Here is a 24,147-nt window from a genome sequence, read left to right as displayed (position 1 = left end):
CGTATGGGGGCGCCAGAGGGCGAATCAAATACCTAGGGGTTAAATCACCCTTGTGTCGCAGTGTTTTTCCCAGAAGGGGTGTCTGCGGGGGCTGAAACGGCCCCGGGGACGAGCACCGACAACTCGTTGAAGAAAGCTTCCAGCCGGTGTGCCGCGATCGTCACGTCGTGGCGTGCCAAAGCGGTGATGGCGAGCACCCGCTTGGTGAGTTCGGCCCGGCGCTGCGCCGGGATCCGCGGATCGCCCAATGCCTTGTGGGCGTCCTTCAGGCGCGCGGCGAACGCCGCGTAACGCGAAGGGCGGGGCCGCGGGGGCAGATCCGATGGCATTCACCAATAGTGCCCCCGGGCCCCGCCCGGGAAAAAACTGATCAAGCAGACTCAGGCCGCGGCGGGCAGCGTCCGCGGCTTGAACGCCGGCCGCTCGGCCTCGAACTCGTCGATCGCCTCAGCGTGCCGCAGCGTCAGGCTGATGTCGTCCAGCCCCTCCAGCAACCGCCAGCGCGTGTAGTCGTCCACCTCGAAGGTGAACACGTGCCCCTCGACGCGCACTTCGCGCGCCTCGAGATCGACCGTCACCTCCGCCTCGGGGTGGTTCTCCAGCAACTTCCACAGCAGCTCGATCTCGTCCTGGTCCAGCACCGCGGTCAGCAGCCCGTCCTTGGCGGAGTTGCCGCGGAAGATGTCGGCGAACCGCGCCGACAGGACCACCTTGAACCCGTAGTCCTTCAGCGCCCACACGGCGTGCTCGCGCGACGACCCGGTCCCGAAGTCGGGGCCGGCCACCAGGATCGACACCCCCTGGTACTGCTCCTGGTTCAGGATGAACTCCGGATCGGCGCGCCAGGCGGCGAACAGCCCGTCCTCGAAACCGCTGCGGGTGATGCGCTTGAGGTACACCGCCGGGATGATCTGGTCGGTGTCGACGTTGGAACGGCGCAGCGGCAGCGCGCGCCCGGTGTGCGTCGTGAACTTCTCCATGATCTCTGGTCTCTCCTAAGCAGCCAGGTCCGACGGGGACGACAGCGTCCCCCTGATCGCGGTGGCGGCGGCGACCAGCGGCGACACCAGGTGCGTGCGGCCGCCCTTGCCCTGGCGGCCCTCGAAGTTGCGGTTGGAGGTGGAAGCCGAGCGCTCGCCGGGCGCCAGCTGGTCCGGGTTCATGCCCAGGCACATGGAGCAGCCCGCGAACCGCCATTCGGCGCCGGCTTCCAGGAACACCTCGTGCAGCCCTTCGGCCTCGGCCTCCAGCCGGACCCGCGCCGAGCCCGGCACGACCAGCATCCGGACGCCGTCGGCGACCTTGCGGCCCTTGACGACGGCGGCCGCGGCGCGCAGGTCCTCCAGCCGGCCGTTGGTGCACGAACCCAGGAAGACCGTGTCCACCTTGATGTCGCGCAGCGGCGTACCGGCCTCCAGGCCCATGTACTCCAGCGCCTTGCGCGCGGCGACCTTGTCCACCTCGGCCTCGAAGTCGGTCTCCGGGTCCGGGACCGACGCCGCCAGCGGCAGGCCCTGGCCCGGATTCGTGCCCCAGGTGACGTACGGCGTCAGGGCGTCGCCGTCGATGACCACCTCGGCGTCGAAGGTCGCGCCCTCGTCCGTGCGCAGCGTGCGCCAGTACGCGACGGCGGCGTCCCAGTCGGCGCCGGACGGCGCGTGCGCGCGGCCCTTCAGGTACGCGAAGGTGGTCTCGTCCGGGGCGATCATCCCGGCACGGGCACCGGCCTCGATGGACATGTTGCAGATCGTCATCCGGCCTTCCATCGACAGTTTCTCGATGGCCTCGCCGCGGTACTCCAGGACGTAGCCCTGCCCGCCGCCGGTACCGATGCGCGCGATGACGGCGAGCACGACGTCCTTGGCGGTGACGCCCTCGGCCAGTTCCCCGGTGACCGTGACCGCCATCGTCTTGAACGGCTTCAGCGGCAGCGTCTGGGTGGCCAGCACGTGCTCGACCTCGCTGGTGCCGATGCCGAAGGCCAGCGCGCCGAACGCGCCGTGGGTGGAGGTGTGGGAGTCGCCGCAGACCACGGTCATCCCGGGCTGGGTCAGGCCCAGCTGCGGGCCCACCACGTGCACGATGCCCTGCTCGGCGTCGCCGAGCGGGTGGATGCGCACGCCGAAGTCGGCGCAGTTCTTGCGCAGCGTCTCGATCTGCAGCCGGGAGACCGGGTCGGCGATCGGCTTGTCGATGTCGAGGGTGGGGGTGTTGTGGTCCTCGGTGGCGATGGTGAGCTCGGGGCGCCGCACCTGGCGGCCGGCCGCCCGCAGGCCGTCGAAGGCCTGCGGCGAGGTCACCTCGTGCAGCAGGTGCAGGTCGATGTAGAGCAGGTCGGGCTCGCCTTCGGCCGAGCGGACCACATGGTCCGCCCACACCTTCTCGGCCAGGGTGTGGGGCATCGTCGCTCCTGTCTTCCCACTTGTTCGCATCTGTCGCCCTCCGCCGGCGCGGCCTGTCGATCTTTCCGGTCCGCACGCCTTGCGTCTCGGGATCTGAGACGGCAGAATTCGGTCTATGGACAACTCTAGCGGAGTCGGCGTCCTGGACAAGGCCGCCGTCGTACTGAGCGCCCTGGAGGCGGGCCCCACAACCCTGGCCGGCCTGGTCACCGCCACGGGTTTGGCGCGCCCGACCGCGCACCGCCTGGCGGTCGCGCTCGAACACCACCGTCTCGTATCCCGGGACATGCAGGGCCGTTTCATCCTCGGCCCCCGGTTGCAGGAACTGGCCTCGGCGGCCGGCGAGGACCGGCTGCTGGCCGCGGCCGGGCCGGTGCTGGCCGCGCTGCGCGACCACACCGGCGAGTCCGCGCAGCTCTACCGGCGCCAGGGCGACCTGCGGGTGTGCGTCGCGGCCGCGGAGCGCATGTCAGGGTTGCGCGACACCGTGCCGATCGGCTCGGCACTGCCGATGACCGCCGGCTCGGCCGCGCAGATCCTGCTGGCCTGGGAGGAGCCGGACCGGCTGCACCGCGGCCTGCAGGGCGCCCGGTTCACCGCCACGACGCTGGCCGGTGTGCGGCGTCGCGGCTGGTCCCAGTCGGTCGCCGAGCGCGAGCAGGGTGTGGCCTCGGTCTCGGCGCCGGTGCGCGGCCCCAACAACCGGGTCATCGCCGCGGTGTCGGTGTCCGGCCCGATCGAGCGTCTCACCCGCCAGCCGGGGCGCCTGCACGCGCAGTCGGTGGTCGAGGCCGCGGCCCGGCTGAGCGAAGCGGTGAAGCGGGGCTCGTAGCGGACGGCGCGCGGGCACACTGGACGCGTGAGACGGATGAGACTCGCACGAGGCCGACGACACAACGGCGTGTCCGTCGCCCGGCTCGCCGGCGCCCTGGCGGCCCTGGCCCTGTTCGCGGCAGCGGGATGCTCGAAGAGCGACGCCGGGCCGACGCCGAAGCCCGCGGTCTCGACACCCGGCCCCGGCTCCACGACGGTGTCGAAGGTCACACTCGACGGTCCCGTCTACGGAATGCCGGCCGACAGCGGCGACGGCGTCTTCGCCGCGACGGAGAACAACACGGTCTACGCCCTCTCACCGACGGACGGATCGGTGAAGTGGAGCAAGCACTTGGCCGAGCCCTTCCGGCCCCACGGATGCGGGAACATCGTTCCCCTCGGGATCACCGGCGCACCGGTCTACGATCCCGCTTCCCGTCTTGTCTATGTGGTCGCCGAGGACGCGACCGCCCACCATGTGCTCTACGGCCTCGCGGCGGCCGACGGCCACGTCGTCTCGCACGTGGAGGTCGACCCGCCTTTCGGCGACCGCGACTTCCTGCAGCAACGGCCGGCCCTGACCCTGTGGCACGGACACGTGTTCGCGGTCTTCGGCGGCCTGGCCGGCGACTGCGGCGACTACACCGGCGCGGTCGCATCCGTCGACACCGCCTCGGGATCCGTGCAGTGGTTCGAGGCCTCGACCTCCGGCCGCGGCGGCATGTGGGCGCCGGGCCGACCGGCGGCCGGACCGGACCGCCTGTACTTCTCCATCGGCAACGGCAACGCCGACAAGGCCGGCGACCCCTTCGACGGCACCGACTCCGTGGTCGCCCTGGACGAGAACGCCAAACGCGTCGACCTGTTCGCCCCGGCCTCCTGGGCCTCCGACAACGCGAACGACGCGGATCTGGGCTCGATGAACCCGCTCCTGGCCGCCGGCCACGTGATCATCGCGGGCAAATCAGGCCAGGGATACCTGCTGGACCCGAACCACCTCACGACCGCGACCGCCTTCCCCGCCTGCGCCGCGTTCGGCCAGGCGGCGTCCGCCGGGGACGTCGTGTACCTGCCGTGCGCGGACGGCACGCGCGCGTTCCGGATCAGCGGCACCCAGCCGACGGCCTTGTGGCACGCGGCGAAGGCGAACGGCCAGCCGGTCCTCGACGACGGCCGCCTCTGGGTCACCGATGGGGACGACGGCGTACTGCTCGCGCTCGATCCCGCCACCGGCGCGACGACCGCGCGGGTCAGCGTCGGCGCGTTGCCGCACTTCGCCACGCCGACCGTCGTCGGGGACAAGGTGTTCCTGGGGACGATGGAGGGCGTGGCGGTGGTTTCGGCCGGCACGTGAGCCGATCGGTCGGCGCGGCCCTGGGATGCGGGATGGACCGCGCCGCGTAGAGTCGAAGTACCTTGATTCAGTCGCCGCGCCGGAGCGCTGCCGCCGCCGCGCTAACCCCGCGCGACCTGCCACCGGGCCGCCGCCACCGTCTGCTCCAGCAGCACCGCGATCGTCATCGGCCCGACGCCGCCGGGCACCGGCGTGATCAGGCTCGCTTTCTCGGCGGCCGAGGGGAAGTCCACGTCGCCGACGTTGCCCGGGTTGTATCCGGCGTCGATGACGACCGCGCCCGCCTTGACGGCGTCCCCGGTCAGGAACCGCGGCCTGCCGACCGCGGCGACGAGGATGTCGGCTCGGCGCGTGAGGGCGGCCAGATCCGCAGTCTTCGAGTGGCAGTAGGTCACCGTGGCGTCGCGGGCCAGCAGCAGCATGCCGACCGGTTTGCCGAGGATCGGGCTGCGGCCCACGATCACGGCGTGGCGGCCGGCGAGGTCGACCGAGTACGCGTCCAGCAGCCGCAGGATCCCGCCGGGGGTGGCGGAGGCGAAGCCGGGCTCGCCGAACGCCATCGCGGCGAAGGAGTGCATGGTCACGCCGTCCACGTCCTTCTCCGGGGCGATGGCCTCGAAGGCGGCGCGCTCGTCGATGTGCGGCGGGACCGGGTGCTGGAGCAGGATGCCGTGCACTTCCGGGTCCTGTGACAGGCCGGTCAGTGTCGCGACCAGTTCCGCGGTGGTGGCCGTCTCCGGCAGTTCCACGTGCCGCGAGCCGATCCCCGCTTTCGCACTGCGGTTCTGCTTCATCCGGACGTAGGTCACCGAGGCCGGGTCCGAGCCGACCAGAACCGTCGCCAGACACGGCGTCACGCCGGCCTGGGCCTTCAGCGCGGCGGCGTCCGCAGCCGCCTGCTCCACGATGCGGCGGGCGACCGCCGTGCCGTCCATGAGCAGAGCAGAGGGGATTCCAGCAGACATGGGCGCGCCTCCCGGGCGTCGATGTGACGAATCGCCCAGGCGCACGGCAGAAGACGAGGTGTCAGGCCGCTCCCCGGTGGTACCCCACCTCAGCGCCAGTCACGGCCCGACACCCACTGTAAATCAGGACTCAGGCGTCCGGGGCGATCTTCGCCATCGCGTTGATGATGCGGTCCATGGAGTCGCCGCCCTTGGGGTCGGTCAGGTTCGCCAGCATCTTCAGCGTGAAGCGCATCAGCATCGGGTGGGACAGGCCGCGCTGGGTGGCCAGGCTCATCACCTTCGGGTTGCCGATCAGCTTCACGAACAGGCGGCCCAGGGTGTAGTAGCCGCCGTAGGTGTCCTTCAGGGCGCGCGGGTACGCGGACAGCGCGCGCTCACGCTCGAGGCCGGCCGGGCGGGCCAGGGCCTGGGCGATCACGTCGGCAGCCAGTTCCCCCGATTCCATGGCGTAGGCGATGCCCTCGCCGTTGAACGGGTTCACCATGCCGCCGGCGTCGCCGACCAGGAGCACGCCGCGGGTGTAGTGCGGCTGACGGTTGAAGCCCATCGGCAGCGCGGCGCCGCGGATCGGCTCGGTGCGGTTCTCCTCGTTGAAGCCCCACTCCTCGGGCGTGTTCTTCAGCCAGGAGCGCAGCAGGTCGGGGTACTTCACGTTGCGGAACGACTTGGTGGTGTTCAGGATGCCCAGGCCGACGTTGGAGGTGCCGTCGCCCATGCCGAACACCCAGCCGTAGCCCGGCAGCAGCCGCTCGCCGTCCCACAGCTCCAGCCACGACTCCAGGTAGTCGTCGTTGGTGCGCGGCGACTTGTAGTACGTGCGGTACGCCACGCCCATCGGGCGGTCGTCGCGCTTGTGCAGACCCAGCGCGATGGACAGCCGGGTCGAGTTGCCGTCCGCGGCCACCACCAGCGGCGCGTGGTAGGCGGTCTCGCGCTTGCCGCCGTCGGCGTCGGTGACGCGCGCCGTCACGCCGATCACCCGGTTGCTGCGCGGGTCCACGATCGGGCCGGTGACGTTGGTGCCCTCCCGGAGCCGGGCCCCGGACTTCTCGGCCTGCCGGGCCAGGATCTGGTCGAAGTCGGCGCGCGGCCGCACCAGGCCGTAGTTCGGGTACGCGGCCAGGTCCGGCCACGCCAGCTCCAGCCGCATGCCGCCGCCGATGATCCGCAGGCCCTTGTTGTGCAGCCAGCCGGCCTCCTCGGAGGTGTCCACGCCCATCCGCACCAGCTGCTTCACGGCGCGCGGCGTGAGGCCGTCGCCGCAGATCTTCTCGCGCGGGAACCGGGCCTTCTCCAGGAGCAGCACGTCCAGTCCGGCGCTGGCCAGGTGGTAGGCGGTCGCCGAGCCCGAGGGCCCGGCACCGACCACGATGACGTCGGCGACGTTTTCCGAGGGCACAGCCTCGGCCGGGGCGGTGGAAGCAGTTTCGGCGGTCACACGGCCGATTCTAGAGCCCCCGATATTCAAACCTACGGTGCCTGCCCGCCTTCACTGGGAGCGGGCTTGAGTCGCGTGGTGTTGTCTTGGGCCGGATGGTCCTTGCCGGCCGGTCCGGCGGCGAACGCCAGCAGCATGGTGGCGGTGACCTTCTGCGCGAAGGCGTGCGCCGGGCCGTCCATCTTGTCCGTGCAGCCGCCGTCCACGAGCGCGCAGTTCCAGCGCATGGTGCCGGTCGAGAACACGCCGGCGCCGGAGGGCACGGTGTAGTACGCGGCGTCGGCGTAGGACTTGGTCTTGCGGCAGGTGATCGGCGAGTGCGAGATGGCCTGGATCGGGTGCGGCGTGCTGCTGTCGGAGACGACCCGGTCGTACTCGACGCCCACCAGCCCCTTGAAGGCCTGCCCGGCCTTGGCGTCGGTGCCGGCCAGCAGCCAGGAGCCGGGGTCGTAGACGACGAGGTCGGCGTTGGCCGGGTTGCACTCGTAGAGCACCCCGGTCAGGACGTTCTCCGGCCGCGGCTGCGGCGGGTACCGCCAGTCCTGCGTGGACTCCGCCGGATCGGTGACGTGGATCGGGTCCTCGGCCGCGTCCTTGTAGTCGACCTGGACGCGGTCCTTGCCGAGCGGCGAGTCCTGGAACCGGATGTGCCGGAACACCGCGTTCGCGCCGAGGAAGGCGATGTTGGTCCCGGCGTCCCGCGCCTTGGTCACAGTGTCGCGCATCTGCGCCGACCAGTACTCGTCGTGCCCGAGGGTGATGATGGCGCGGGCGCCCTGGAACAGCCCCGGGTTCTCGTGCAGGTCCAGGTCGGTCGCGTAGGCGAGCTGGAGGTCGTGCTCCGAGGCGAGCTTCTCAGCGAAGACGATCGAGGACTGCTCGTAGGTCTGGAAGCGGTCGGCACCGGTGGAGTCGTAGGGCCGGTCGTAGGAGACGATGCGCGCCCGGTGCGCGTAGTCGTTCTTCGGACCGCCGCTGTAGAGGTCGTAGCCGCCGTACTCGTTGTAGGCCTGCCACGTGGTGACCGCGTTGATCAGCACCACCTTGCCGGCGGTGGACGTCGACTTGACGGTGATCGGGACGAACCGCGATCCCTTGGTCCCGGCCTTGCCCTTCGCGTCCACCGGGTCCAGGCGGATCAGGTACGCGCCCTCCGGCCAGCCGGCGGTCGACACGGTCAGCGACGGCTGCCAGGCCGTGGTGACGGTGTTCACCTGGGGCTTGACCGTGGCGCCCGGCTGGACCGCGCCGGGCGTCGGCGCGGACTTCCACACCTCGCGGCCCTGCGCGCCGTTGTAGTACCCGATACGGAACGCGGTCGCGGTGAATTGCTGCGCGACGGTGTTCACGTAGAGCTTGAACGACTGGCCCGACGTCACCGCCACCTGGTCGGCGTAGCCCTCGATGCCGTGGTCCTCGCCGCTGTCGATGCCGTTCTTCCACGCCGGCGTGCCCGGCTTGGCGTTCTCGGCCTTCACGCTGAACGCACCGGCCAGAGCCGGCGCGCCGTTGTCCGCCGCGCCTCCGGGGACGCCGCTGCTCGCCTGGGAACCGCCGGGACCGCCTCCGCCCTGCCCCGGCTTCTTCGAGCCGTCTCCCGAGCAAGCCGCGGCCGATGCCAGCATGAGCACCGCCGCGGCGAGCCCCGTCGCCCGCCTTATTCGAGCCTTCACAGGCTCAGTCTTCCTTGATCCCGCGATGCAATGCGACGATTCCCCCAGTCAGGTTACGGTGCGCGACCCGCCGCCAGCCGGCCTTGCCGATCACCGCGGCCAGCTCTCGCTGGTCCGGCCACGCGCGGATGGACTCGGCGAGGTAGACGTACGCGTCCGGGTTCGAACTCACCTTCGTCGCGACCGCCGGCAGCGCCTTCATCAGGTATTCGATGTAGACGGTGCGGAAGGGCGCGAAGGTCGGCCGGGAGAACTCGCAGACCACCAGGCGCCCGCCGGGCTTGGTCACCCGGTGCATCTCGCGCAGCGCCGAGTCGGTGTCCTGCACGTTGCGCAGGCCGAAGGAGATGGTGACGGCGTCGAAGGAACCGTCCCGGAACGGCAGCCGCGTGGCGTCGCCGGCGGCGAACGTGAGGTGCGGCAGGCGGCGCTTGCCGACCTGCAGCATGCCGAGGGAGAAGTCGCAGGAGACCGTCTGCGCCCCGGCCGCGTGGAACGGCTGGGTGCTGGTGCCGGTGCCCGCCGCGAGGTCCAGCACGCACTGACCGGGCCGGGCGTCGACGGCGTCGCGGACGGCGCGGCGCCACAAGCGCGTCTGGCCGAGCGCCAGGACGTCGTTCGTCAGGTCGTAGCGTTCGGCCACGCCGTCGAACATGGCGGCGACTTCGTGGGGCTGCTTGTCCAGCGATGCTCGGCTCACGGGCCGATTCTCTCACCCGGCCCGCGGCTCCCGACGTCGCGGTGGGGTCGGGAGCCGCGGCGAGCCGCCGACCGCCGGGATGCGCGCGCGGAACCGGCGTGGTCCGGCGTGGTCCGGCGTGGTCCAGCGCGGCGCCGTCAGACCTTGCGGTGCACGATCGTGCCGCCGAGCACGGTGGCCACGCACCGCCCGTGGTCGATCAGCAGCCGGTACGGGTCGGCGGTCGCAGAGACCGCCGCGCCGGTCGCCTCCGAGTCCTCGGGCACCGCGAAGACCGCGAAGTCGGCGCGCACCCCGGGCTCCAGCCGGCCGACCCGCTCCGGGCCCTCGGACAGGCCCAGCGCGACGGCGCCGCCGAGCGTCGCCGCCTCGACGATGCGCTGGTCGAGGTCGTCCGCGGTGTATCCCTGCTCGCGGGCGACGGCGCGCAGCGCGCGGGCCTCGTCGAGCAGGTCCAGCGACGGCGACGACGCGGCGGAGTCCGTCCCGATCCCTATCGGCGAGCCCTCTTCCAAGTACGCGGCCACCGGCGGCCGGCCCGCGTCCAGGATCCGGTTCGAGCGCACGCACAGCGCGACGGCCGTGCCCCGCTCGCGCAGCAGCGCGCGATCGGACGCGCTGACGTGGATGCCGTGCGCGATGTGGCAGTCGGCGCCGAGCGCGCCGCGCGCGTCGGCCCACTCCACCGGCGTCAGGCCGGTGCCGCGGCCGAGGATGTCGGAGAAGTCCAGGCCGAACTGCTTGGCGTTCTCGGCGAACGGGCCGGTGCCGCTCAGCACGTACTCGGACTCCTGCAGGGTCTCGGCGATGTGCGGGTGCAGTCGCTTGCCGCGCTCGTGCGCTATGGCGACGCAGTCCTCGTACACGCCGGTGCTGATGGTGAACGGGGTGTGCGGGGAGACGCCCCGGACCGGGGCCCCGGCACCGTCCACCGCCGCGAGGAACTCGGCCCGCCGACCGGCCGCCCAGGAAGCGTCGTCGGCGAAGACCGCCTCGATGTAGGCCACGCCCCGGATGCCCGAGCGGGCGATGGCCGACAGCACCACCGGCTCGGTGACGATGTCCGCGACCGCGGTGGTGCCCGTCTCCAGGTACGCGTGCAGGCCGCGGCGCGTGGACTCCTGCCACATGGCGTCGGTGAACGTCGCCCGCCGGGCGACCATCTGGTGCAGCCACTCCGGGAACGGCAGTCCGGAGGAGGCGAGATCGCCGAAGTCGAAGTACTGGGTGTGGGCGTGGCTGTTGACCAGGCCCGGGGTCAGGATGCCGGGCCAGTCCCGGACCCGGGCGCCGGGGTGCGCCGCGACCAGCTCGGCACGGGTGCCGACGGCGGTGACACGGCCGTTGTCGACGAGGATCGCGCCGTCGGGAATCGGGGCGAAGGTCATCGGGAGGACGAGCGGGGCGGCGTGGAGGGTCAACACGGTTCGAGGTTATGCCACCGCCGCCCGGTGTTGTCGCCCGGCCTCCAGCCCGGGGATCATGGTGGCCCGTGTGGGGGTTGTGGATTCTTCTCGTCGTGGCGGCCGTTGGCACCGCCCTGCCGGCCTTGGTGGCCGGCTACGCCGCGGTCAAGGGCCGGCATCGGCAGGGCGGCGAATCGACGCTCGTGTTCCCGGCCGTCGGGCCGATGCTGTTCCTGCTGCCGGTCTGGGTCGTCGCCGGCATCCTGTCCGGGCTGGGCATGTCCGCCTGGGGCCACGGGGTCACCGGCACGGTCGGCACGGCCGCCGCGGCGGTCTTCGGGCTGTTCGCGCTCGTCTCCGGCGGCTTCCTGCTGGTCTGGTGGGTGCGGGGTGCGAGACGTGCCGCCCGCCTGAACAAGCAGCAGGTCTCGTACCCGGACTGAGGAGTACGACGGGACCGGGGGCCGGGGTCGCCGCCCGCCGCGCGTCGTCCCCAGGGACGGACCTGACCCTGGCAGCACCGGCGGCGAAACGTCAGGAGAACCCGTGCTCCGCCAAGGCGAGGGCGAGACGGTCCGGGTGGCGCGTCGGCACGAGCCACAGGGAGCTGACTTCCGTCCGGTAGCTGCGGCTGAAGGAGTTCACGTTCAAGTAGTTGCCGAAGTACCGGCGGGGAGGCGGCGGCTCGCCGACCACGCTGGTGGCCTCGGCGAGTTCGACGACCAGCACCGCGCGCGCGAACGGCGGGACCAGCACGCCGGCCGGGATCGTGAAGTCCGCCATGCGGCGCGGCACGCCCCAGTAGCGGGTCGGGCTGAAGATCCGGCGCGCCCGCATCATGGCGTCCACCAGCCGCGGACTGGTCTCGATCCGGGTGGTGTCGATCGCGGACCACGGGATCAGGTACGCCCCACGGGCCGCGCCGAGGGCGCCGACCGTGAGGCCGGCGTCTCCGACGACGATGCCGGTGCGCCGGTTGCGCATCAGCAGGCTGATCGCGATGGAGAACGGCGGCGCCAGCAGCACCACCGGGACCGCGACGAACCACACCGGGTCCGCCGCGATCCCCAGGACGACGGCGGCCGCGACCAGCAGCGCCGGCAGCAGGCCGCCGCAGGCGATCAGGCGCCCGCTGAGCGCGGAGCGCGGTTCGCGGTACTCCTCGCCGTCCGGCGGGTCCGTCACGTCCGGCACCTCCGGCCTCACGTCACCAGGATCCGGTGGCGAACACCCGGGCGAGCAGCGTCCCCAGCTCCTCGGCGGTCAGCACCGTGACCTCGTCGGGGATCTCCGGATCCTGGCGGAACAGGCGCACGTGCGCGGTGGCGCCGGCGCTGATCACCGAGACGCCCGCCTCGGTCACCGGCTTGCCGTCCTGGTGCTTGAACCGGCGGATGTCGTACGGATAGGAGCCGGCCTGGTCCTGCCGCGGAACCATGGCGACCTCGGTCAGGATCCTGACCGCGGCGGCCTCGGACACCAGCAGGTAGCGGGTCATCCAGCCCAGCGGACCCATCTTCTTGGTGTTCTCGTAGGGCTTCGACGACGGCAGCGCCACCGGCTCCTCGATCACCACACCGCGGACCGGCTGCTCCAGATCGCCGACGGCGAGGAACTGCAGGCACCGGGTCTGCTTGTTGACGACGTCGGTCGCCACCACGAACGACGGCCGCTCCCGGGCGGCCTGCACCAGGCCGAGTTCGGGCGACAGGCTCCAGGCCCGCGCGTCCGACCCCTCCGGCTGGTCGTCGAGCAGCAGACCGCGCTCGCGCAGCGCGTCCAGCGCCAGGTCCATCGCCTTGGTGCGGTTCTTCTCCCCGAACTCGTTCCAGGCGTTCATCACCCGCTGCTCGAACAGGGCCTGCGCCGGGCCGCCGAGCACGCAGCGCTCCAGCCCGGACAGCACGGTCAGCTCCACGGTCTCGCCGGCCGCGGCCCGCTCCAGCAGGCGGGCGGCCGCGGCCTCGCGCTCCAGCGGCGTCATCAAGTTCTCGGTGTTCATGTCTTCTTCGTTCCTCGTGCGCCGCTAGAACAGACTCGTGACCGCGTGCCAGGCCTTCTTCGCACCGTGGCCGATGTCCTTGCCGACGGTCTCGGCGCCGTGGCCGATGTCCTTCACGGCGGTGACGGTACCGTGGCCGACCGCGTTGCAGACGTTCCGGAACGGCTTCCAGTGGTGGTACAGGAACGTCCCGGCGAGGTACACGCCGGTCCCGATCATCACCACCTCGCCGACCACCGGGATCTCGTCCATGAACATGTTGGCGGCGATCAGGCCGCCGTTGATGCCCGCCGCGCCGCGCTCGGTCCAGCCCATCACGCCCTTGTCCGGCGGATACGCGACGGTCAGGGCGTCGGCCAGGATGCCCAGCCCGCCCAGGCCGTAGCTCAGGCCCCTGATGCCGGCGATGCCGCTCGCCGCGGTCCGCAGCCAGGCCGGCGCGAACGCCGCGAAGGCGTCGAGCTCGCCGCCGACCCGCTCGGTCAGGTTCGCCGCCTCGATCAGCGCCTCGGAGGCGGACTTGCCGCTCTTCATCAGCCCTTCGACGCCTTCGAGGGCCTCGTCGATCTCGCCGAGCCACTCGCTCGGCTGGCCGGCCACCTTCTCCAGCAGGCCGATCCAGTGGTCGGCGGCGACGATGTCCAGCGGCGACAGCACGCCCTCGAGGATCAGCCGGTACGGCTCGATCACCTCGTACCAGGGCTTCTTCTCCTCGCCCTCGCCGCCCTCGCCCTCACCGGAGTCCTTCTTCGCGGCCTCCAGGTAGTGCTGGTTCAGCTCGTGCGCCTCGGTCTGGACCGAGTCGGCGGCGTCGTGGGCGTCCTTGACGTCCATCTCCTTCTGCCGGCCCGGCCCCGCCTTCTCGTGCTGCGCGGACTCGACGTCGGCCTTGGCGTTCTTGGCCTTGGCCTCCAGCGCGTCGGCGTCGTGCTGGAAGCCGGCCAGCTGCCCGGCCCAGCCCTTGGAGGCCTCGGCCAGCTTGCCGGCGTCGGTGATGATCGCCTGGAGCGCCGGGATCGCCTTCTCGAAGACCTGGACCTCGGTGGCCTGTTTGGCGTCACCCTGCCAGGGGCCGACGTCGATGCCCTTCAGCAGCGCCATGATGGCGTTCAGCTCGGTGACGGCCTCTTCGTGCTTGCGGGCCAGACCCTGGGTGCCGCCGACGTCCCCGGGCGTCGGGTCCCAGCCCAGGTTCGGCATGGGGCGGGCGTGTGCGCTCACGGCATCTCCCGGTGGTGGCCGCCGGACGAGGCCGCGGTGGCGAGCTTGCGGTCGGTGTCGTGGACCGACGTGCCGACGTCGGTGACCTTGGACGCCAGTTCGTTGACGCTGACCGCCAGCAGGCCGAGCCGGCCGGAGAGCGCCTCCTGCATCTTGTGCAGGGCCTCGATGAGCGGATCCGCGCCGACCACGTCGGCGTCCATTCCCCGCAGCGATTGGCTGAGGGTCTGCATGCGTGTCGCCGCGCTCCTCAGCGTGCTGGCGATGCCACTGAGCGTGGCATCGTCGAGTACCAATGTCCCTGACATAGGGCCGCCCCCTGTGATGCGTGCCGAAACCCGCGTGACCGTCATGTGCGCCCGATGTGAACTCGCGACAATCTAGCGGGCTCCGGCACCCCTATACAAGAACCCTTAGATCATTTCCTCAGTTGACCCGGCGCTCGTGGCCCGTCCAGTAGGGCTCGCGCAGTTTGAACTTCTGCAGTTTGCCGGTGGCGGTGCGCGGCAGGACCTCGCGGAACTCCACGCTCGTCGGGGCCTTGTAACCGGCGATCAGGCCCTTGCAGTGCCGGATCACCTCGGCCTCCGTCGTGGCCCGGGAGCCGTGGTCGTCCTTCAGGACCACCAGGGCCTTGATGGTCTCGCCCCACTTCTCGTCCGGAACGCCGATCACCGCGCACTCGGCGATCGCCGGGTGCTTGTACAGCGCGTCCTCCACCTCGATGGACGACACGTTCTCGCCGCCGGTGATGATGACGTCCTTCTTGCGGTCGGAGATGGTCAGATAGCCGTCCTCGCCGATCTCGCCGCCGTCGCCGGTGTGGAACCAGTCGTCCTCCAGGGCCCGCGCCGACTCCTCGGGCTGCTGCCAGTAGCCGGACAACACGACGTTGGAGCGGACCAACACCTCGCCCTCCGCGTCGGTGACCATCCGCGTGCCCAGCGACGGGACGCCGGCGCGCATCAGGTTCCGGGCGCGCTCCAGGCTCGACAGGCCGTCCCACTCGGCACGCGGCCGGTTCACGGTGACCAGCGGGGCGGTCTCGGTGAGGCCGTAGATCTGGTTGAACTGCCAGCCCAGCACGTCCTCCACCTGCTGGATGACGGTGCTCGGCGGCGGGGCGCCGGCCACCACCACCCGTACCCGGTCCCGGCCGGGGATCTCACCGTCCCACTCCCTGGCCGCGGCCAGCACCATGGCGATGACCGTCGGGGCGCCGTTGAGCAGCGTGACGCCGTGCTCCTCGACGCGCCGCAGGATCTCGGCGCCGTCCACCTTGCGCAGCACGACCTGCCCGGCACCGAGGCCGGTGACCACGTACGGCATGCCCCAGCCGTTGGCGTGGAACATCGGCAGCGTGTGCAGGTACACGTCCCGCTCGCCGACGCCGAGGTGCAGCCCCATCAGGACCGCGTTCAGCCAGAGGTTGCGATGCGTCAGCTGCACGCCCTTCGGCCGCGCGGTGGTGCCGGAGGTGTAGTTGATCGTGGCGGTGTCGCCCTCCTCCACCGCGTGCCGCACCGGATCATGGTCCCCGCTGAAGAACTCGGCGTCGCAGTCCTCGCCGATCACGAACCGGTGCCGCGCCGCCACCTCCTTGAGCGAGTCGTCCAGCTCCGGATCGACGAGCAGCACCTCGGCCCCGCTGTGCTCGACGATGTAGGCCACCTCCTCGGCCTTCAGGCGGAAGTTGACCGGCACCAGCACCCGGCCGTACCCGCTGACGCCGAAGAACGAGGTGAGCAGCCGCGCGGAGTTGTGGGACACCACAGCCACCCGCGCCCCGGCCCCGACCCCGAGCCGGTCCAGCGCCGCGGCCTGCGCCCGCGCGCGCCGCGCGAGCTCGCCGTAGGTCAGCGTGCCCCAGGAGGGCGCGGGCTGGTCGGGTTCGTCGACGATCGCCGCGCGGTCGCGATAGACGAGCTCAGCGCGGTCCAGGAAGTCCGAGACAGTGAGGGGAATCTGCATCTCCTCACTGTCTTACTTCTCAGTAGCCCTGCCTAGAGGGTGTCCAACTGTTCACCCGCCCGGCGGGTTGACACCGCAAATACTAAGCGCGCATACTAAATCCATGACGACGAAGACTCTCGGCACCGCCCGCATCACCTCGGCCGCCGCCCCGGCCGCCTTCTTCGCCCGCTGGGCCGACATGGCCACCTGGCCCGAGTGGAACGCCGACACGGAGTGGGTGCGGCTCGACGGGGAGTTCGCCGCCGGGGCGACCGGCGTGCTGAAGCCCAAGGGCGGGCCCAAGACGAAGTTCGTGGTGGAGAAGCTGGACGACAAGGAGTTCACCGACGTCTCGCTGCTGCTCGGGGCGCGGCTGACGTTCCGGCACCTCGTGGCCGCCGAGGCGGACGGCACGACGGCGGTCGAGGTGGCGGTGACGCTGGCCGGGCCGATGGCCCGGGTCTGGAACCTGATCCTGGGCAAGGGGATCGCCGAGACCCTGCAGAGGGACCTGGACAGCCTGAAGGACGCGGCCGAGGCCGACGCCCACGGCCCGCACGGCGCCCCGGTCGGCGCCGGCTCCGGCGTGCGGGCGGAGGTCACGGCATGAGCACCCGGTACTGGCTCGGGGTCGTCTGCCGCGACCACGTCCGCCGCGGCACCGGACTGGGCATCGCCCAGCTCGGGCACGGCAAGCGGACCGGGCTGGCGCGCCTGAGCCCCGGCGACTGGCTGGTCTACTACTCGCCGCGCACCAGCCTGCGCGGCGGGGCTCCGCTCCAGGCGTTCACCGCTCTCGGTGAGGTCGTGGACGACGTGATCTGGCAGGCCGACGAGGGCGCGTTCCAGCCCTGGCGCCGCCGGGTGCGGTATCTGCCCGACGCCGTCGAGGCGCCGATCGCCGGATTCGGCGGGCGGCTGGACCTGACCTCCGGGCCGAACTGGGGCTATCAGCTCCGGAGGGGGCTGGTGGAGCTGACGCCGTCCGATTTCGCCCGGATCCGGTCCGCTATGGTCGGCTCGTGACCCCATCGGACCTCGCCACCGGATTCGCCGACGCCGAGGAGAGCCCCGGATTGCTGCTCTGGCAGGTCACGAACCGCTGGCAGGCGGCGATCCGGGCGAGCCTGAAGCCCCACGGCCTGACCCACGTCCAGTTCGTCCTGCTCGCCGCCCTCACCTGGCTGGGCGGCGACGGGCCGGTCACCCAGAAGGCGCTGGCCGACCACGCCGCGACCGACCCGATGATGACCTCGCAGGTGCTGCGCGCCCTGGAGGAGCGCGGCCTGGTCGAGCGGCGCCCGCACCCGCAGGACCGGCGGGCCCGCGCGCTGGCCGTCACGCCGGCCGGACGCGATCTGGCCAACCGCGCCGTGGTCGCCGTCGAGGCCTGTGACGCCGCGTTCTTCGGGGCGCTCGGCCCCGACGTCGCCGGCTTCGCGGCCGCGCTGCGGCGGCTGAAGAGCGCCGCCGCCTAGCCCGGTCCCGGAGCCCGGCCCCGGCGGCTCAGCGCACGTCGACGAGCTTCAGCTCCGGGTGCGCGGTCCCGCCCTCGATCGCGGTGGACGCGATGTGGCTCATCACGTGGTCGTCGACCGGGTCGTTCGCCGGGTCGTCGTGCACGGTGAGCAGCTGGTACGTCGTGCTGCGCTGGGCCGGGACGCGGCCGGCGGCGCGGATCAGGTGGATCAGCTCCATGCGGTTGGAGCGGTGCCTGGCCCCGGCCGAGGAGACGACGTTCTCCTCCAGCATCACCGAGCCGAGGTCGTCGGCGCCGTAGTGCAGGGAGAGCTGGCCGGCCTCCTTGCCGACGGTCAGCCAGGAGCCCTGGATGTGGGCGACGTTGTACAGGTACAGCCGGGCCACCGCGATCAGGCGGAGGTACTCGAACATCGTGGCCTGTGTACGGCCCTTGAGGTGGTTGTTCTCCGGCTGGTAGGTGTACGGGATGAAGGCGCGGAAGCCGCCGGTGCGGTCCTGCACGTCGCGGATCATGCGCAGGTGCTCGATGCGCTCGGCGTTGGTCTCGCCGGTGCCCATCAGCATCGTGGAGGTGCTCTCCAGGCCCAGGCCGTGCGCCGTCTCCATGATCTCCAGCCAGCGCTCGCCGGACTCCTTCAGCGGCGCGATGGCGGTGCGCGGGCGGGCCGGGAGCAGCTCGGCGCCGGCGCCGGCGAACGAGTCCAGGCCGGCCTCCTTCAGCCGGGTGATGGCCTCCTCGATCGACACGCCGGAGACCTTGGCCATGTGCTGCACCTCGGACGCGCCGAGGGAGTGGATGACCAGCTGCGGGAAGCCGGCCTTGATGGCGCGGAAGTTCTTCTCGTAGTACTCGACGCCGTAGTCCGGGTGGTGGCCGCCCTGGAACATGATCTGCGTGCCGCCCAGCGCGACGGTCTCGGCGCAGCGCCGCAGGATGTCGTCGAGCTCGCGGGTCCACACCTTGTCCGACTTCGGCGCGGCGTAGAAGGCACAGAACTTGCACGCGGTGACGCACGCGTTCGTGTAGTTGATGTTCCGCTCGATGATGTACGTCGCGATCTCGCCCTGCTCGCCGTACACACCGGAGAAGCGCTTGCGGCGCGCGGCGTCGGCGGCGGTGCCCAGGGCGTGCAGCGGCGCGTGCCGGTAGAGCTCCAGCGCCTCGTCGTGCTCGATCCGCCCGCCGTCCGCGGCCCGGTCCAGCGCGTCCTGCAGCTCGGCGGCGATCTGCCTGCTCATCGGGGGTGCCCTTCGGTCCGGGGTCATCGCGTGCGCGTTCCAGCGTACTTCGCGGATCAGTGCGGGAACTGTCTGGGTGCCCGCCGCCCGGGCAGGGCGTCCCGGAAGTTCCCGATGATCGTCGAGATCTGCCGGATGGTCTGCGTCCCCTCCAACAGCGGCAGATACAGATGACGCGCCGCGAGTCCCTCGACCGTGACTGTGAAGTACATCGCCATGAGCGGATTCACAAAAAGCACACTGCCATGTGTGCGTTGTGTGAATTGGACGTTTCCGGACACACCGAGCATCGCCGACGCGATCTGACCGTGCACGATCGACGGCCGCGACGGCGTGTGCTCCTGCGCGTGGGCGACGGCGTCCAGGTAGAGGGCACCCTCCCGGCTGGAGCGCGGGATGGAGAAGGCCCCGAGGTAGTGGCCGTCGGCGTCCAGGTCGGCGAGGTTCTCCAGCACCTGCACGTGGTTGACACCGTGGTGGGCGTCGATGCCGAAGCCGATGCTCGTCACCAGCCGCACCGGCACCTCGGACAGCCCGGCCACGGCCCCCAGGCTCGCCATGTCCTCCTCCGGCGTGCCCAAGCCCGCCTCATCCCCCCGCATGAGGATGTCGGTCCCGCCGTCGACCAGCACGATCGCGTCGATCCCGTGGTGCTCCACCAGCGCCCGGTACGCCGCCCGCAGCGGCTCGACCCCGGTCCGCTGGAACGCGTAGACCGTGGAGGGCTCCCCCACGGTCTTCAGCCACCGCGCCAACGTCCGCTCCGGGAAGTACTCGGCGAACCCGCCGCTGGCCGGCGTGATCGCCGCGACATCCGGCGCGAGCCAGGACTCGAGCGTGAACCCGGACGCGACGAACGTCAGGTTCCCCAGGAACACCTCCGCCCCGCGCGCCCGCAGCGCGAACGCGAGCGGAAGCCCGCCGTACACGTCGAATCCGCCGCCGGCCCCGGCGACGAGGATGCGCCGGGAGCCCGCGAGGGCGGCGAACAGGGGAAGGTCGCCGAGGCTGGTGGTGGTCGTCGTCATGTCAGAGGACGATAACGGCGGCCTGCGACCTCATCGCGTGGATACCGGACGCCCAGTGAACAGTCATGTACCTTCCTACGCGTCCCCCGCCCGGAACACCATGCAGCTCGAAGTGGCCGTCGCGTACAGCTTCCCGTTCGCGTCCACGATCCGCGCCTCGGCCAGCGCGGTCCGCCGTCCGATGTGGGTCACGGTGCCGATGCACTGGACCGGGCCGGTGTCCTTGGTCATGCCGCGCAGGAACTTCACCGACAGGTCCAGGGACGTGTAGAAGTCGCCGGCGGGGAGCAGCGACTGGACGGCGCAGCCGCAGGCGGAGTCCAGCAGGGTGGCGAAGGCCCCGCCGTGGACCGAGCCGATCGGGTTGTAGTGGTGCTCCGCGGGGGTCATGTGGAAGACGACGCGACCCTCCTCGACCTCGGTCAGGCCGTCGATGCCCATGGTGACCGAGATCGGGGGGCGGGCCATGCGGCCCTCGGCCATGGCGCGCAGGTACTCGATGCCGGACAGGCCCGCGGCCTCGGAGGAGGAGGCCAGCGGGTCGCTCCAGCTGTAGGTGCGGGTGCGCTCGCCGGATGGGTCCGCGGTCGCGGGGTCGGCTGTGTCAGCGCTCTCAACGCCGTCCAAGGTCTCGGTCACGGCCGCGGTCCTCCGGGGGGTGCGCAAGTTAGCTACCGATAAGTAACCGCGAGTCTAGACCCGTGTCCCGAGCAGCGCGATCTCCGGGACGACCGGGACGCCGATCTGCGGCCCGACCTGGCGCGCGAACTCGCGGACGCCCTCCAGCTGCCGCTCGCCCAGTGAGAAGTCCAGCGTGGTGAAGTAGTCCTCCAGCTCCGCGGCGGGGAACTGCTCCCAGCGCTCGACCTGGCGGGCGACCTTGTCGACGTGCTCCAGCGAGATGTCGCGCGAGCGCAGGAACGCGGCGTGGACTTCGTGCACGATGTCCGGGAACTTCTCCAGATACTCCCGGCGCACCGCCCAGACCGCGAACACCATCGGCAGGCCGGTCCAGTCCTTCCACGCCTGCCCGAGGTCCAGCAGGTCCGCGCCCAGCCGCCGCGCGTCGTGGAGCCAGGCCCGCAGCGCCGGGTCGCCGATGATCACCCCGGCCGCGCCCTCCCGCAGCATCAGCTCCAGGTCCGGCGCGCAGGGGAAGTAGTCCGGGCGCACGCCGTACTTCTCCCGCAGGATCAGCTGGGCCAGCTCGACCGTGGTGCGGCTGGTCGAGCCGAGCGCGACGCGGGCGCCGCCGAGCTCCTCGAACGGCACCCGGCTCACCAGGTTGCAGCTCGTCACCGGGCCGTCGCTGCCGACCGCGACGTCCGGCAGCACCACCAGGTCGTCGGCGTGGCGCAGGTACTCGACCAGGCTGATCGGGCCGATGTCCAGGTCGCCGGCCACCAGCAGGTTGGAGAGCACGTCAGGGCTGTGCTTGACCAGCTCCATGTCGAGGATGGCGCCGGAGCTGACCAGGCCCCAGTAGATGGGCAGGCAGTTGAGGAACTGGATGTGCCCGACGCGGGGTCGCCGCCGGCACTGGGTGAGGTGCGCTTCGAGCCGCGCGCCGGAGTTGTCGTCCACCCACCCAGGCTACGTCCGGCTGATCAGTCCTCGTCCTCCAGGGCGGCGTTCGCCTGGAACCTGCCGGCGAGCTTCTCGGTGCGCGCGGTGACCTGCTCGGACATCGCGTCCCGCTGCCGCGACAGCAGGAAGAACGACGCCACGCCGGAGACCAGCAGCGCGCCCATCATCAGGTACAGCGCGCCCGCGCCGGTGACGATGTGCCCGGTCGCGGCCACGACGCCCCACAGCACGCCGAGCGACACGATGAAGATCGCGATCCGCAGCGTGGCGTAGCGCAGCGTGGCGTGCTTGGCGGACGCCGAGACCAGGCGCGCCTCCAGGTCGGGCGTGCCGGCCGCGGCGGTCTGGGCGGCTGTCTTGTTGTCGGCAGGCATCCGCCGACTCCTTCCATCGGTATGAGACCAGCGACGGGCGAGGCTACAGGCTCAGGGCCATGTGGACCTCGTCCCGGTAGTCGTCCGCCGCGACCCGCAGCATGCGCGGGATGCGGCCGACCTCGGTGTATCCGCACTTGGCGTAGAACCGTTCCAGCCCGAGCCCGCCGCGGCAGGTGAGGTGGAGCAGCTCGACACCGTCGAGGGTACGCGCCACGCGCTCGGCCTCCCGCATCAACTCCACGCCGTAGCCCTTGCCCTGGTGCTTCGGGTGCACGACCACGGTCTTCAGGATCCGCACATGGTCCTTCAGCGCGAACCGGTGGTCGGCGACCACCAGGAACGCGACCGGGTCGCCGTCCGGCGCCTCCGAGCCCACGAGCAGCAGGTCCAGCCCGGCGTTGAAGCCCTGGAACGCCTTGGCGTCCACGGCCTCGCGCCGCACCGGGGCGACGAAGCCGACGGCCCCGCCGGCGTTGGTGGCGTCCACCCAGGCGTCGACCAGCCGGGCACGCAACGCGCCGGGGATCTCGGAGTACGTGCGGAACGTCAGGGCCATGGCGGTCAGCGGGCCCGCCGCAGCCCGACCGCGATGTTCACCACGGTGACGGCGACCACGATCAGCGCGGCGCCGAAGACCTCGACCGGCGCCACGGGCTCGGTCCGGTCCAGCAGCAGCGCGCCGCCGGCCACCGCGAACAGGCCGACGGCCAGGATCCGCAGCTCGGTGCCGAGGCTGAAGGGGCGGCGGGAACGATCGGGAGACTTCACAAGATAGGACTATGCGATACCGGTCCACCGAATCCCAAATCAGGCTGACACCGCGGACGGCGAACGCCTCCCGCCCGGGAGATCGTTCGCCGTCCGTGACGGTCCCGACTCAGAACGTCATCAGCTGCGGCTCCTCGCGCCGCGCCGGCTCCGGGCCCTCGTACTCCTTGATGACCTCGTAGCGGGTGTTCCGCTCCACCGGCGTGAACCCGGCGTCGCGGATCAACTCCAGCAGGTCCTCGCGGGTCATCTTGTCCGGCGTGCCGAAGTTGTCGGCGTCGTGCGTGATCTTGTACTCGACCACCGAGCCGTCCAGGTCGTCGGCGCCGTAGTTGAGCGCCAGCTGCGCGGTGGACAGGCCGTGCATGACCCAGAAGCACTTCACGTGGTCGAAGTTGTCCAGCAGCAGCCGGGAGACCGCGAAGGTCTTCAGCGCCTCCACGCCGGTGGCCATCGGCTGGCCCATCAGCCGGTTCCGGACCTTACCGTCCTTGCTGTCGTGGAAGTCGTGCTGGAAGCGCAGCGGGATGAAGACCGCGAAGCCGCCGGTCTCGTCCTGCAGCTGCCGCAGCCGCAGGACGTGGTCCACCCGGTGCCGCGGCTGCTCGATGTGCCCGTACAGCATGGTGGCCGGCGTCCGCAGCCCCTTGGCGTGCGCCAGCCGGTGGATCCGGGACCAGTCCTCCCAGTGCGTCTGGTGGTCCACGATCCGCGACCGGATCTCCTCGTCGAAGATCTCCGCTCCGCCGCCGGTCAGCGACTCCAGGCCGGCCTCGATCAGCTCGTCCAGGATGGCGTCGGCGCTCAGCCCGGAGATGCGCTCGAACCAGTGGATCTCGGTGGCGGTGAAGGCCTTGATCGAGACGCCGGGCAGCACCGCCTTCAGCTCGCTGATCGACTTGGGGTAGTAGCGCCAGGGCAGCGTGGGGTGCAGGCCGTTGACGATGTGCAGTTCGGTGATGCCGTCCGGCTCCATGCCCTTGGCCAGCCGCACCGCCTCCTCGATGCGCATCGTGTAGGCGTCCTTCTCCCCCGGCTTGCGCTGGAAGGAGCAGTACGCGCACGACGCCGAACAGACGTTCGTCATGTTCAGGTGGCGGTTGACGTTGAAGTAGACCTTGTCGCCGTTCTTCCGCGTCCGGATCTCGTGCGCGAGCTCGCCGAGCCACGCCACCTCGTCGGTGTCGTACAGCGCCACCCCGTCGTCGAAGGACAGCCGCGAGCCGGAGAGGACTTTCTCCTCGATCTCCCGCTTCAGCCCGGAATCCATGCCTTCACCTCTTCTGTCGCTGTAGCACCGGCAGAAGCAGGGTACGCCCCGCGGGTGTCACAACATCGTTCGGATTCCTAGATCACGTTGCCATCCGGAGCCCCGACAGCGGATAGTCGTCATCATGTCCGAATCACCCTCCAGACGAGCCGCCGACTGGCCCCCGCCGGACGAGCGTGGTGGCGGTCGCGGTCAGCGTCCTGACGGCTACGGTCAGCGAGCGAACGCCGCACAGACGCCGTGGGAGCCGCAACCGCGGTCGGCGCAGCGTCCGGCCGGGCGCGACGACCGCACCCGCCGCGGAGGGTACGACGACGGCTACGGACAACAGGGGCAGCCGCAGGGCCGCCCCGCCGCCGGCGGCCGCGGCGGCGCGGCGTACTCCGGCGGCTACGAGGACGACGGCCGCTCCGGCGCCCGGCGCGGCTCGCGCTCCGGCGGCCGGGAAGCGGGCTACGACGACGGG

The 24,147-nt window shown here is 71.2% G+C and carries 27 protein-coding genes, 1 pseudogene and 1 riboswitch; of the genes and pseudogenes, 7 read left to right on the top strand and 21 right to left on the bottom strand.

What is annotated here, in order from left to right; genetic code table 11:
• Window positions 1-44 precede the first annotated feature (44 nt).
• From ABD466_RS20615 to leuC, 3 genes are read right to left on the bottom strand one after another with little or no spacing between them, the layout of a single operon-like run.
• Window positions 45-329: an SCO5555 family protein gene (locus ABD466_RS20615; protein WP_344658744.1), complete on the bottom strand. Its 285-nt coding sequence runs from the start codon at window positions 327-329 to the stop codon at window positions 45-47.
• Window positions 330-380: 51 nt separating this feature from the next.
• On the bottom strand, window positions 381-980 hold the full coding sequence (leuD, locus tag ABD466_RS20610) for a 3-isopropylmalate dehydratase small subunit (RefSeq protein ID WP_344658743.1): 600 nt from the start codon (window positions 978-980) through the stop codon (window positions 381-383).
• Between the two features lie 15 nt (window positions 981-995).
• On the bottom strand, window positions 996-2,402 hold the full coding sequence (gene leuC / locus ABD466_RS20605) for a 3-isopropylmalate dehydratase large subunit (RefSeq protein ID WP_344658742.1): 1,407 nt from the start codon (window positions 2,400-2,402) through the stop codon (window positions 996-998).
• A 115-nt stretch (window positions 2,403-2,517) separates the two neighbouring features.
• Here leuC and ABD466_RS20600 point away from each other — a divergent pair, with 115 nt between their 5' ends.
• Both ABD466_RS20600 and ABD466_RS20595 read left to right on the top strand, forming a co-directional pair.
• Window positions 2,518-3,234, top strand: a complete 717-nt coding sequence (locus tag ABD466_RS20600; RefSeq protein ID WP_344658741.1) for an IclR family transcriptional regulator — start codon at window positions 2,518-2,520, stop codon at window positions 3,232-3,234.
• Window positions 3,235-3,270: 36 nt separating this feature from the next.
• Entirely contained in the window at window positions 3,271-4,569 is a 1,299-nt protein-coding gene (locus ABD466_RS20595) for an outer membrane protein assembly factor BamB family protein (protein ID WP_344658835.1), read from the top strand.
• Between the two features lie 101 nt (window positions 4,570-4,670).
• On the opposite strand, the gene ABD466_RS20590 is transcribed toward ABD466_RS20595, so the two are convergent.
• From ABD466_RS20590 to ABD466_RS20570, 5 genes are all read right to left on the bottom strand, one after another.
• Window positions 4,671-5,534 carry a bifunctional 5,10-methylenetetrahydrofolate dehydrogenase/5,10-methenyltetrahydrofolate cyclohydrolase gene (locus ABD466_RS20590; RefSeq protein WP_344658740.1) on the bottom strand — a complete coding sequence of 288 codons (864 nt, stop codon included), beginning with the start codon at window positions 5,532-5,534 and terminating at the stop codon, window positions 4,671-4,673.
• Window positions 5,535-5,560: 26 nt separating this feature from the next.
• Window positions 5,561-5,647, bottom strand: a riboswitch (ZMP/ZTP riboswitch).
• A 17-nt stretch (window positions 5,648-5,664) separates the two neighbouring features.
• Complete coding sequence (locus ABD466_RS20585) at window positions 5,665-6,975, bottom strand: geranylgeranyl reductase family protein (RefSeq protein ID WP_344658739.1); 1,311 nt, start codon at window positions 6,973-6,975, stop codon at window positions 5,665-5,667.
• 32 nt (window positions 6,976-7,007) lie between these two features.
• Complete coding sequence (locus tag ABD466_RS20580) at window positions 7,008-8,648, bottom strand: N,N-dimethylformamidase beta subunit family domain-containing protein (protein WP_344658738.1); 1,641 nt, start codon at window positions 8,646-8,648, stop codon at window positions 7,008-7,010.
• A 4-nt stretch (window positions 8,649-8,652) separates the two neighbouring features.
• The gene (locus ABD466_RS20575; RefSeq protein ID WP_344658737.1) at window positions 8,653-9,348 is read right to left on the bottom strand and encodes a demethylmenaquinone methyltransferase; all 696 of its coding nucleotides are present in this window, start codon (window positions 9,346-9,348) and stop codon (window positions 8,653-8,655) included.
• Between the two features lie 137 nt (window positions 9,349-9,485).
• Complete coding sequence (locus tag ABD466_RS20570) at window positions 9,486-10,772, bottom strand: amidohydrolase family protein (protein ID WP_344658736.1); 1,287 nt, start codon at window positions 10,770-10,772, stop codon at window positions 9,486-9,488.
• A gap of 95 nt (window positions 10,773-10,867) precedes the next feature.
• On the opposite strand from ABD466_RS20570, the gene ABD466_RS20565 reads away from it, so the two are divergent.
• Window positions 10,868-11,197 carry a hypothetical protein gene (locus tag ABD466_RS20565; RefSeq protein ID WP_344658735.1) on the top strand — a complete coding sequence of 110 codons (330 nt, stop codon included), beginning with the start codon at window positions 10,868-10,870 and terminating at the stop codon, window positions 11,195-11,197.
• A 91-nt stretch (window positions 11,198-11,288) separates the two neighbouring features.
• Here the strand turns inward: ABD466_RS20565 and ABD466_RS20560 are convergent, their stop codons facing one another.
• The 5 genes from ABD466_RS20560 to ABD466_RS20540 all read right to left on the bottom strand — a co-directional run bounded on the left by ABD466_RS20560 (window position 11,289) and on the right by ABD466_RS20540 (window position 15,948).
• Entirely contained in the window at window positions 11,289-11,960 is a 672-nt protein-coding gene (locus ABD466_RS20560; protein WP_344658734.1) for a hypothetical protein, read from the bottom strand.
• Between the two features lies 1 nt (window position 11,961).
• Window positions 11,962-12,756, bottom strand: coding sequence for a hypothetical protein (locus ABD466_RS20555; RefSeq protein WP_344658733.1), 795 nt, complete (start codon window positions 12,754-12,756; stop codon window positions 11,962-11,964).
• Between the two features lie 24 nt (window positions 12,757-12,780).
• Window positions 12,781-13,977 carry a hypothetical protein gene (locus ABD466_RS20550; RefSeq protein WP_344658732.1) on the bottom strand — a complete coding sequence of 399 codons (1,197 nt, stop codon included), beginning with the start codon at window positions 13,975-13,977 and terminating at the stop codon, window positions 12,781-12,783.
• On the bottom strand, window positions 13,974-14,210 hold the full coding sequence (locus ABD466_RS20545; protein WP_344658731.1) for a hypothetical protein: 237 nt from the start codon (window positions 14,208-14,210) through the stop codon (window positions 13,974-13,976). The genes ABD466_RS20550 and ABD466_RS20545 overlap by 4 nt, the downstream gene beginning before the upstream one ends.
• Before the next feature lie 193 nt (window positions 14,211-14,403).
• Window positions 14,404-15,948: an AMP-binding protein gene (locus ABD466_RS20540; RefSeq protein ID WP_344658730.1), complete on the bottom strand. Its 1,545-nt coding sequence runs from the start codon at window positions 15,946-15,948 to the stop codon at window positions 14,404-14,406.
• A gap of 103 nt (window positions 15,949-16,051) precedes the next feature.
• Between ABD466_RS20540 and ABD466_RS20535 the strand changes: the two genes are divergently transcribed.
• Genes ABD466_RS20535 through ABD466_RS20525 form a run of 3 tightly spaced genes read left to right on the top strand, consistent with a single transcriptional unit; the run spans window position 16,052 to window position 17,408 of the window.
• Window positions 16,052-16,540 (top strand): SRPBCC family protein, encoded by a 489-nt coding sequence (locus ABD466_RS20535; RefSeq protein ID WP_344658729.1) that lies wholly within the window; start codon window positions 16,052-16,054, stop codon window positions 16,538-16,540.
• A complete protein-coding gene (locus tag ABD466_RS20530) occupies window positions 16,537-16,956 on the top strand; it encodes an EVE domain-containing protein (RefSeq protein ID WP_344658728.1) in 420 nt (139 codons plus the stop codon). Before ABD466_RS20535 ends, ABD466_RS20530 begins: the two co-directional genes overlap by 4 nt.
• A complete protein-coding gene (locus ABD466_RS20525) occupies window positions 16,953-17,408 on the top strand; it encodes a MarR family winged helix-turn-helix transcriptional regulator (RefSeq protein WP_344658727.1) in 456 nt (151 codons plus the stop codon). Before ABD466_RS20530 ends, ABD466_RS20525 begins: the two co-directional genes overlap by 4 nt.
• A 28-nt stretch (window positions 17,409-17,436) precedes the next feature.
• On the opposite strand, the gene mqnC is transcribed toward ABD466_RS20525, so the two are convergent.
• The 8 genes from mqnC to mqnE form a co-directional block, all read right to left on the bottom strand.
• Window positions 17,437-18,651, bottom strand: coding sequence for a cyclic dehypoxanthinyl futalosine synthase (gene mqnC, locus ABD466_RS20520; protein ID WP_344658726.1), 1,215 nt, complete (start codon window positions 18,649-18,651; stop codon window positions 17,437-17,439).
• A gap of 56 nt (window positions 18,652-18,707) precedes the next feature.
• Window positions 18,708-19,679, bottom strand: coding sequence for a DUF1152 domain-containing protein (locus ABD466_RS20515; RefSeq protein ID WP_344658725.1), 972 nt, complete (start codon window positions 19,677-19,679; stop codon window positions 18,708-18,710).
• A gap of 75 nt (window positions 19,680-19,754) precedes the next feature.
• Window positions 19,755-20,318 (bottom strand): PaaI family thioesterase, encoded by a 564-nt coding sequence (locus ABD466_RS20510; RefSeq protein WP_344658724.1) that lies wholly within the window; start codon window positions 20,316-20,318, stop codon window positions 19,755-19,757.
• Window positions 20,319-20,372: 54 nt separating this feature from the next.
• Window positions 20,373-21,263 carry a menaquinone biosynthetic enzyme MqnA/MqnD family protein gene (locus ABD466_RS20505; RefSeq protein WP_344658723.1) on the bottom strand — a complete coding sequence of 297 codons (891 nt, stop codon included), beginning with the start codon at window positions 21,261-21,263 and terminating at the stop codon, window positions 20,373-20,375.
• 23 nt (window positions 21,264-21,286) lie between these two features.
• Entirely contained in the window at window positions 21,287-21,640 is a 354-nt protein-coding gene (locus tag ABD466_RS20500; RefSeq protein ID WP_344658722.1) for a DUF4229 domain-containing protein, read from the bottom strand.
• 43 nt (window positions 21,641-21,683) lie between these two features.
• Window positions 21,684-22,199 carry a GNAT family N-acetyltransferase gene (locus ABD466_RS20495; RefSeq protein WP_344658721.1) on the bottom strand — a complete coding sequence of 172 codons (516 nt, stop codon included), beginning with the start codon at window positions 22,197-22,199 and terminating at the stop codon, window positions 21,684-21,686.
• A 5-nt stretch (window positions 22,200-22,204) separates the two neighbouring features.
• Window positions 22,205-22,411, bottom strand: a complete 207-nt coding sequence (locus ABD466_RS20490; RefSeq protein ID WP_344658720.1) for a hypothetical protein — start codon at window positions 22,409-22,411, stop codon at window positions 22,205-22,207.
• Between the two features lie 109 nt (window positions 22,412-22,520).
• On the bottom strand, window positions 22,521-23,681 hold the full coding sequence (mqnE, locus tag ABD466_RS20485) for an aminofutalosine synthase MqnE (protein ID WP_344658719.1): 1,161 nt from the start codon (window positions 23,679-23,681) through the stop codon (window positions 22,521-22,523).
• A 124-nt stretch (window positions 23,682-23,805) separates the two neighbouring features.
• On the opposite strand from mqnE, the pseudogene ABD466_RS20480 reads away from it, so the two are divergent.
• Window positions 23,806-24,147, top strand: a pseudogene (locus ABD466_RS20480) (hypothetical protein); the annotation flags it as partial.

Origin of the sequence: Catenulispora subtropica, from assembly GCF_039531675.1 — a bacterium.
GTDB lineage: Bacteria > Actinomycetota > Actinomycetes > Streptomycetales > Catenulisporaceae > Catenulispora > Catenulispora subtropica.
The sequence above is the reverse complement of the archived record's forward strand: the minus strand, read 5'-3'. Positions and strand labels throughout refer to the sequence as shown.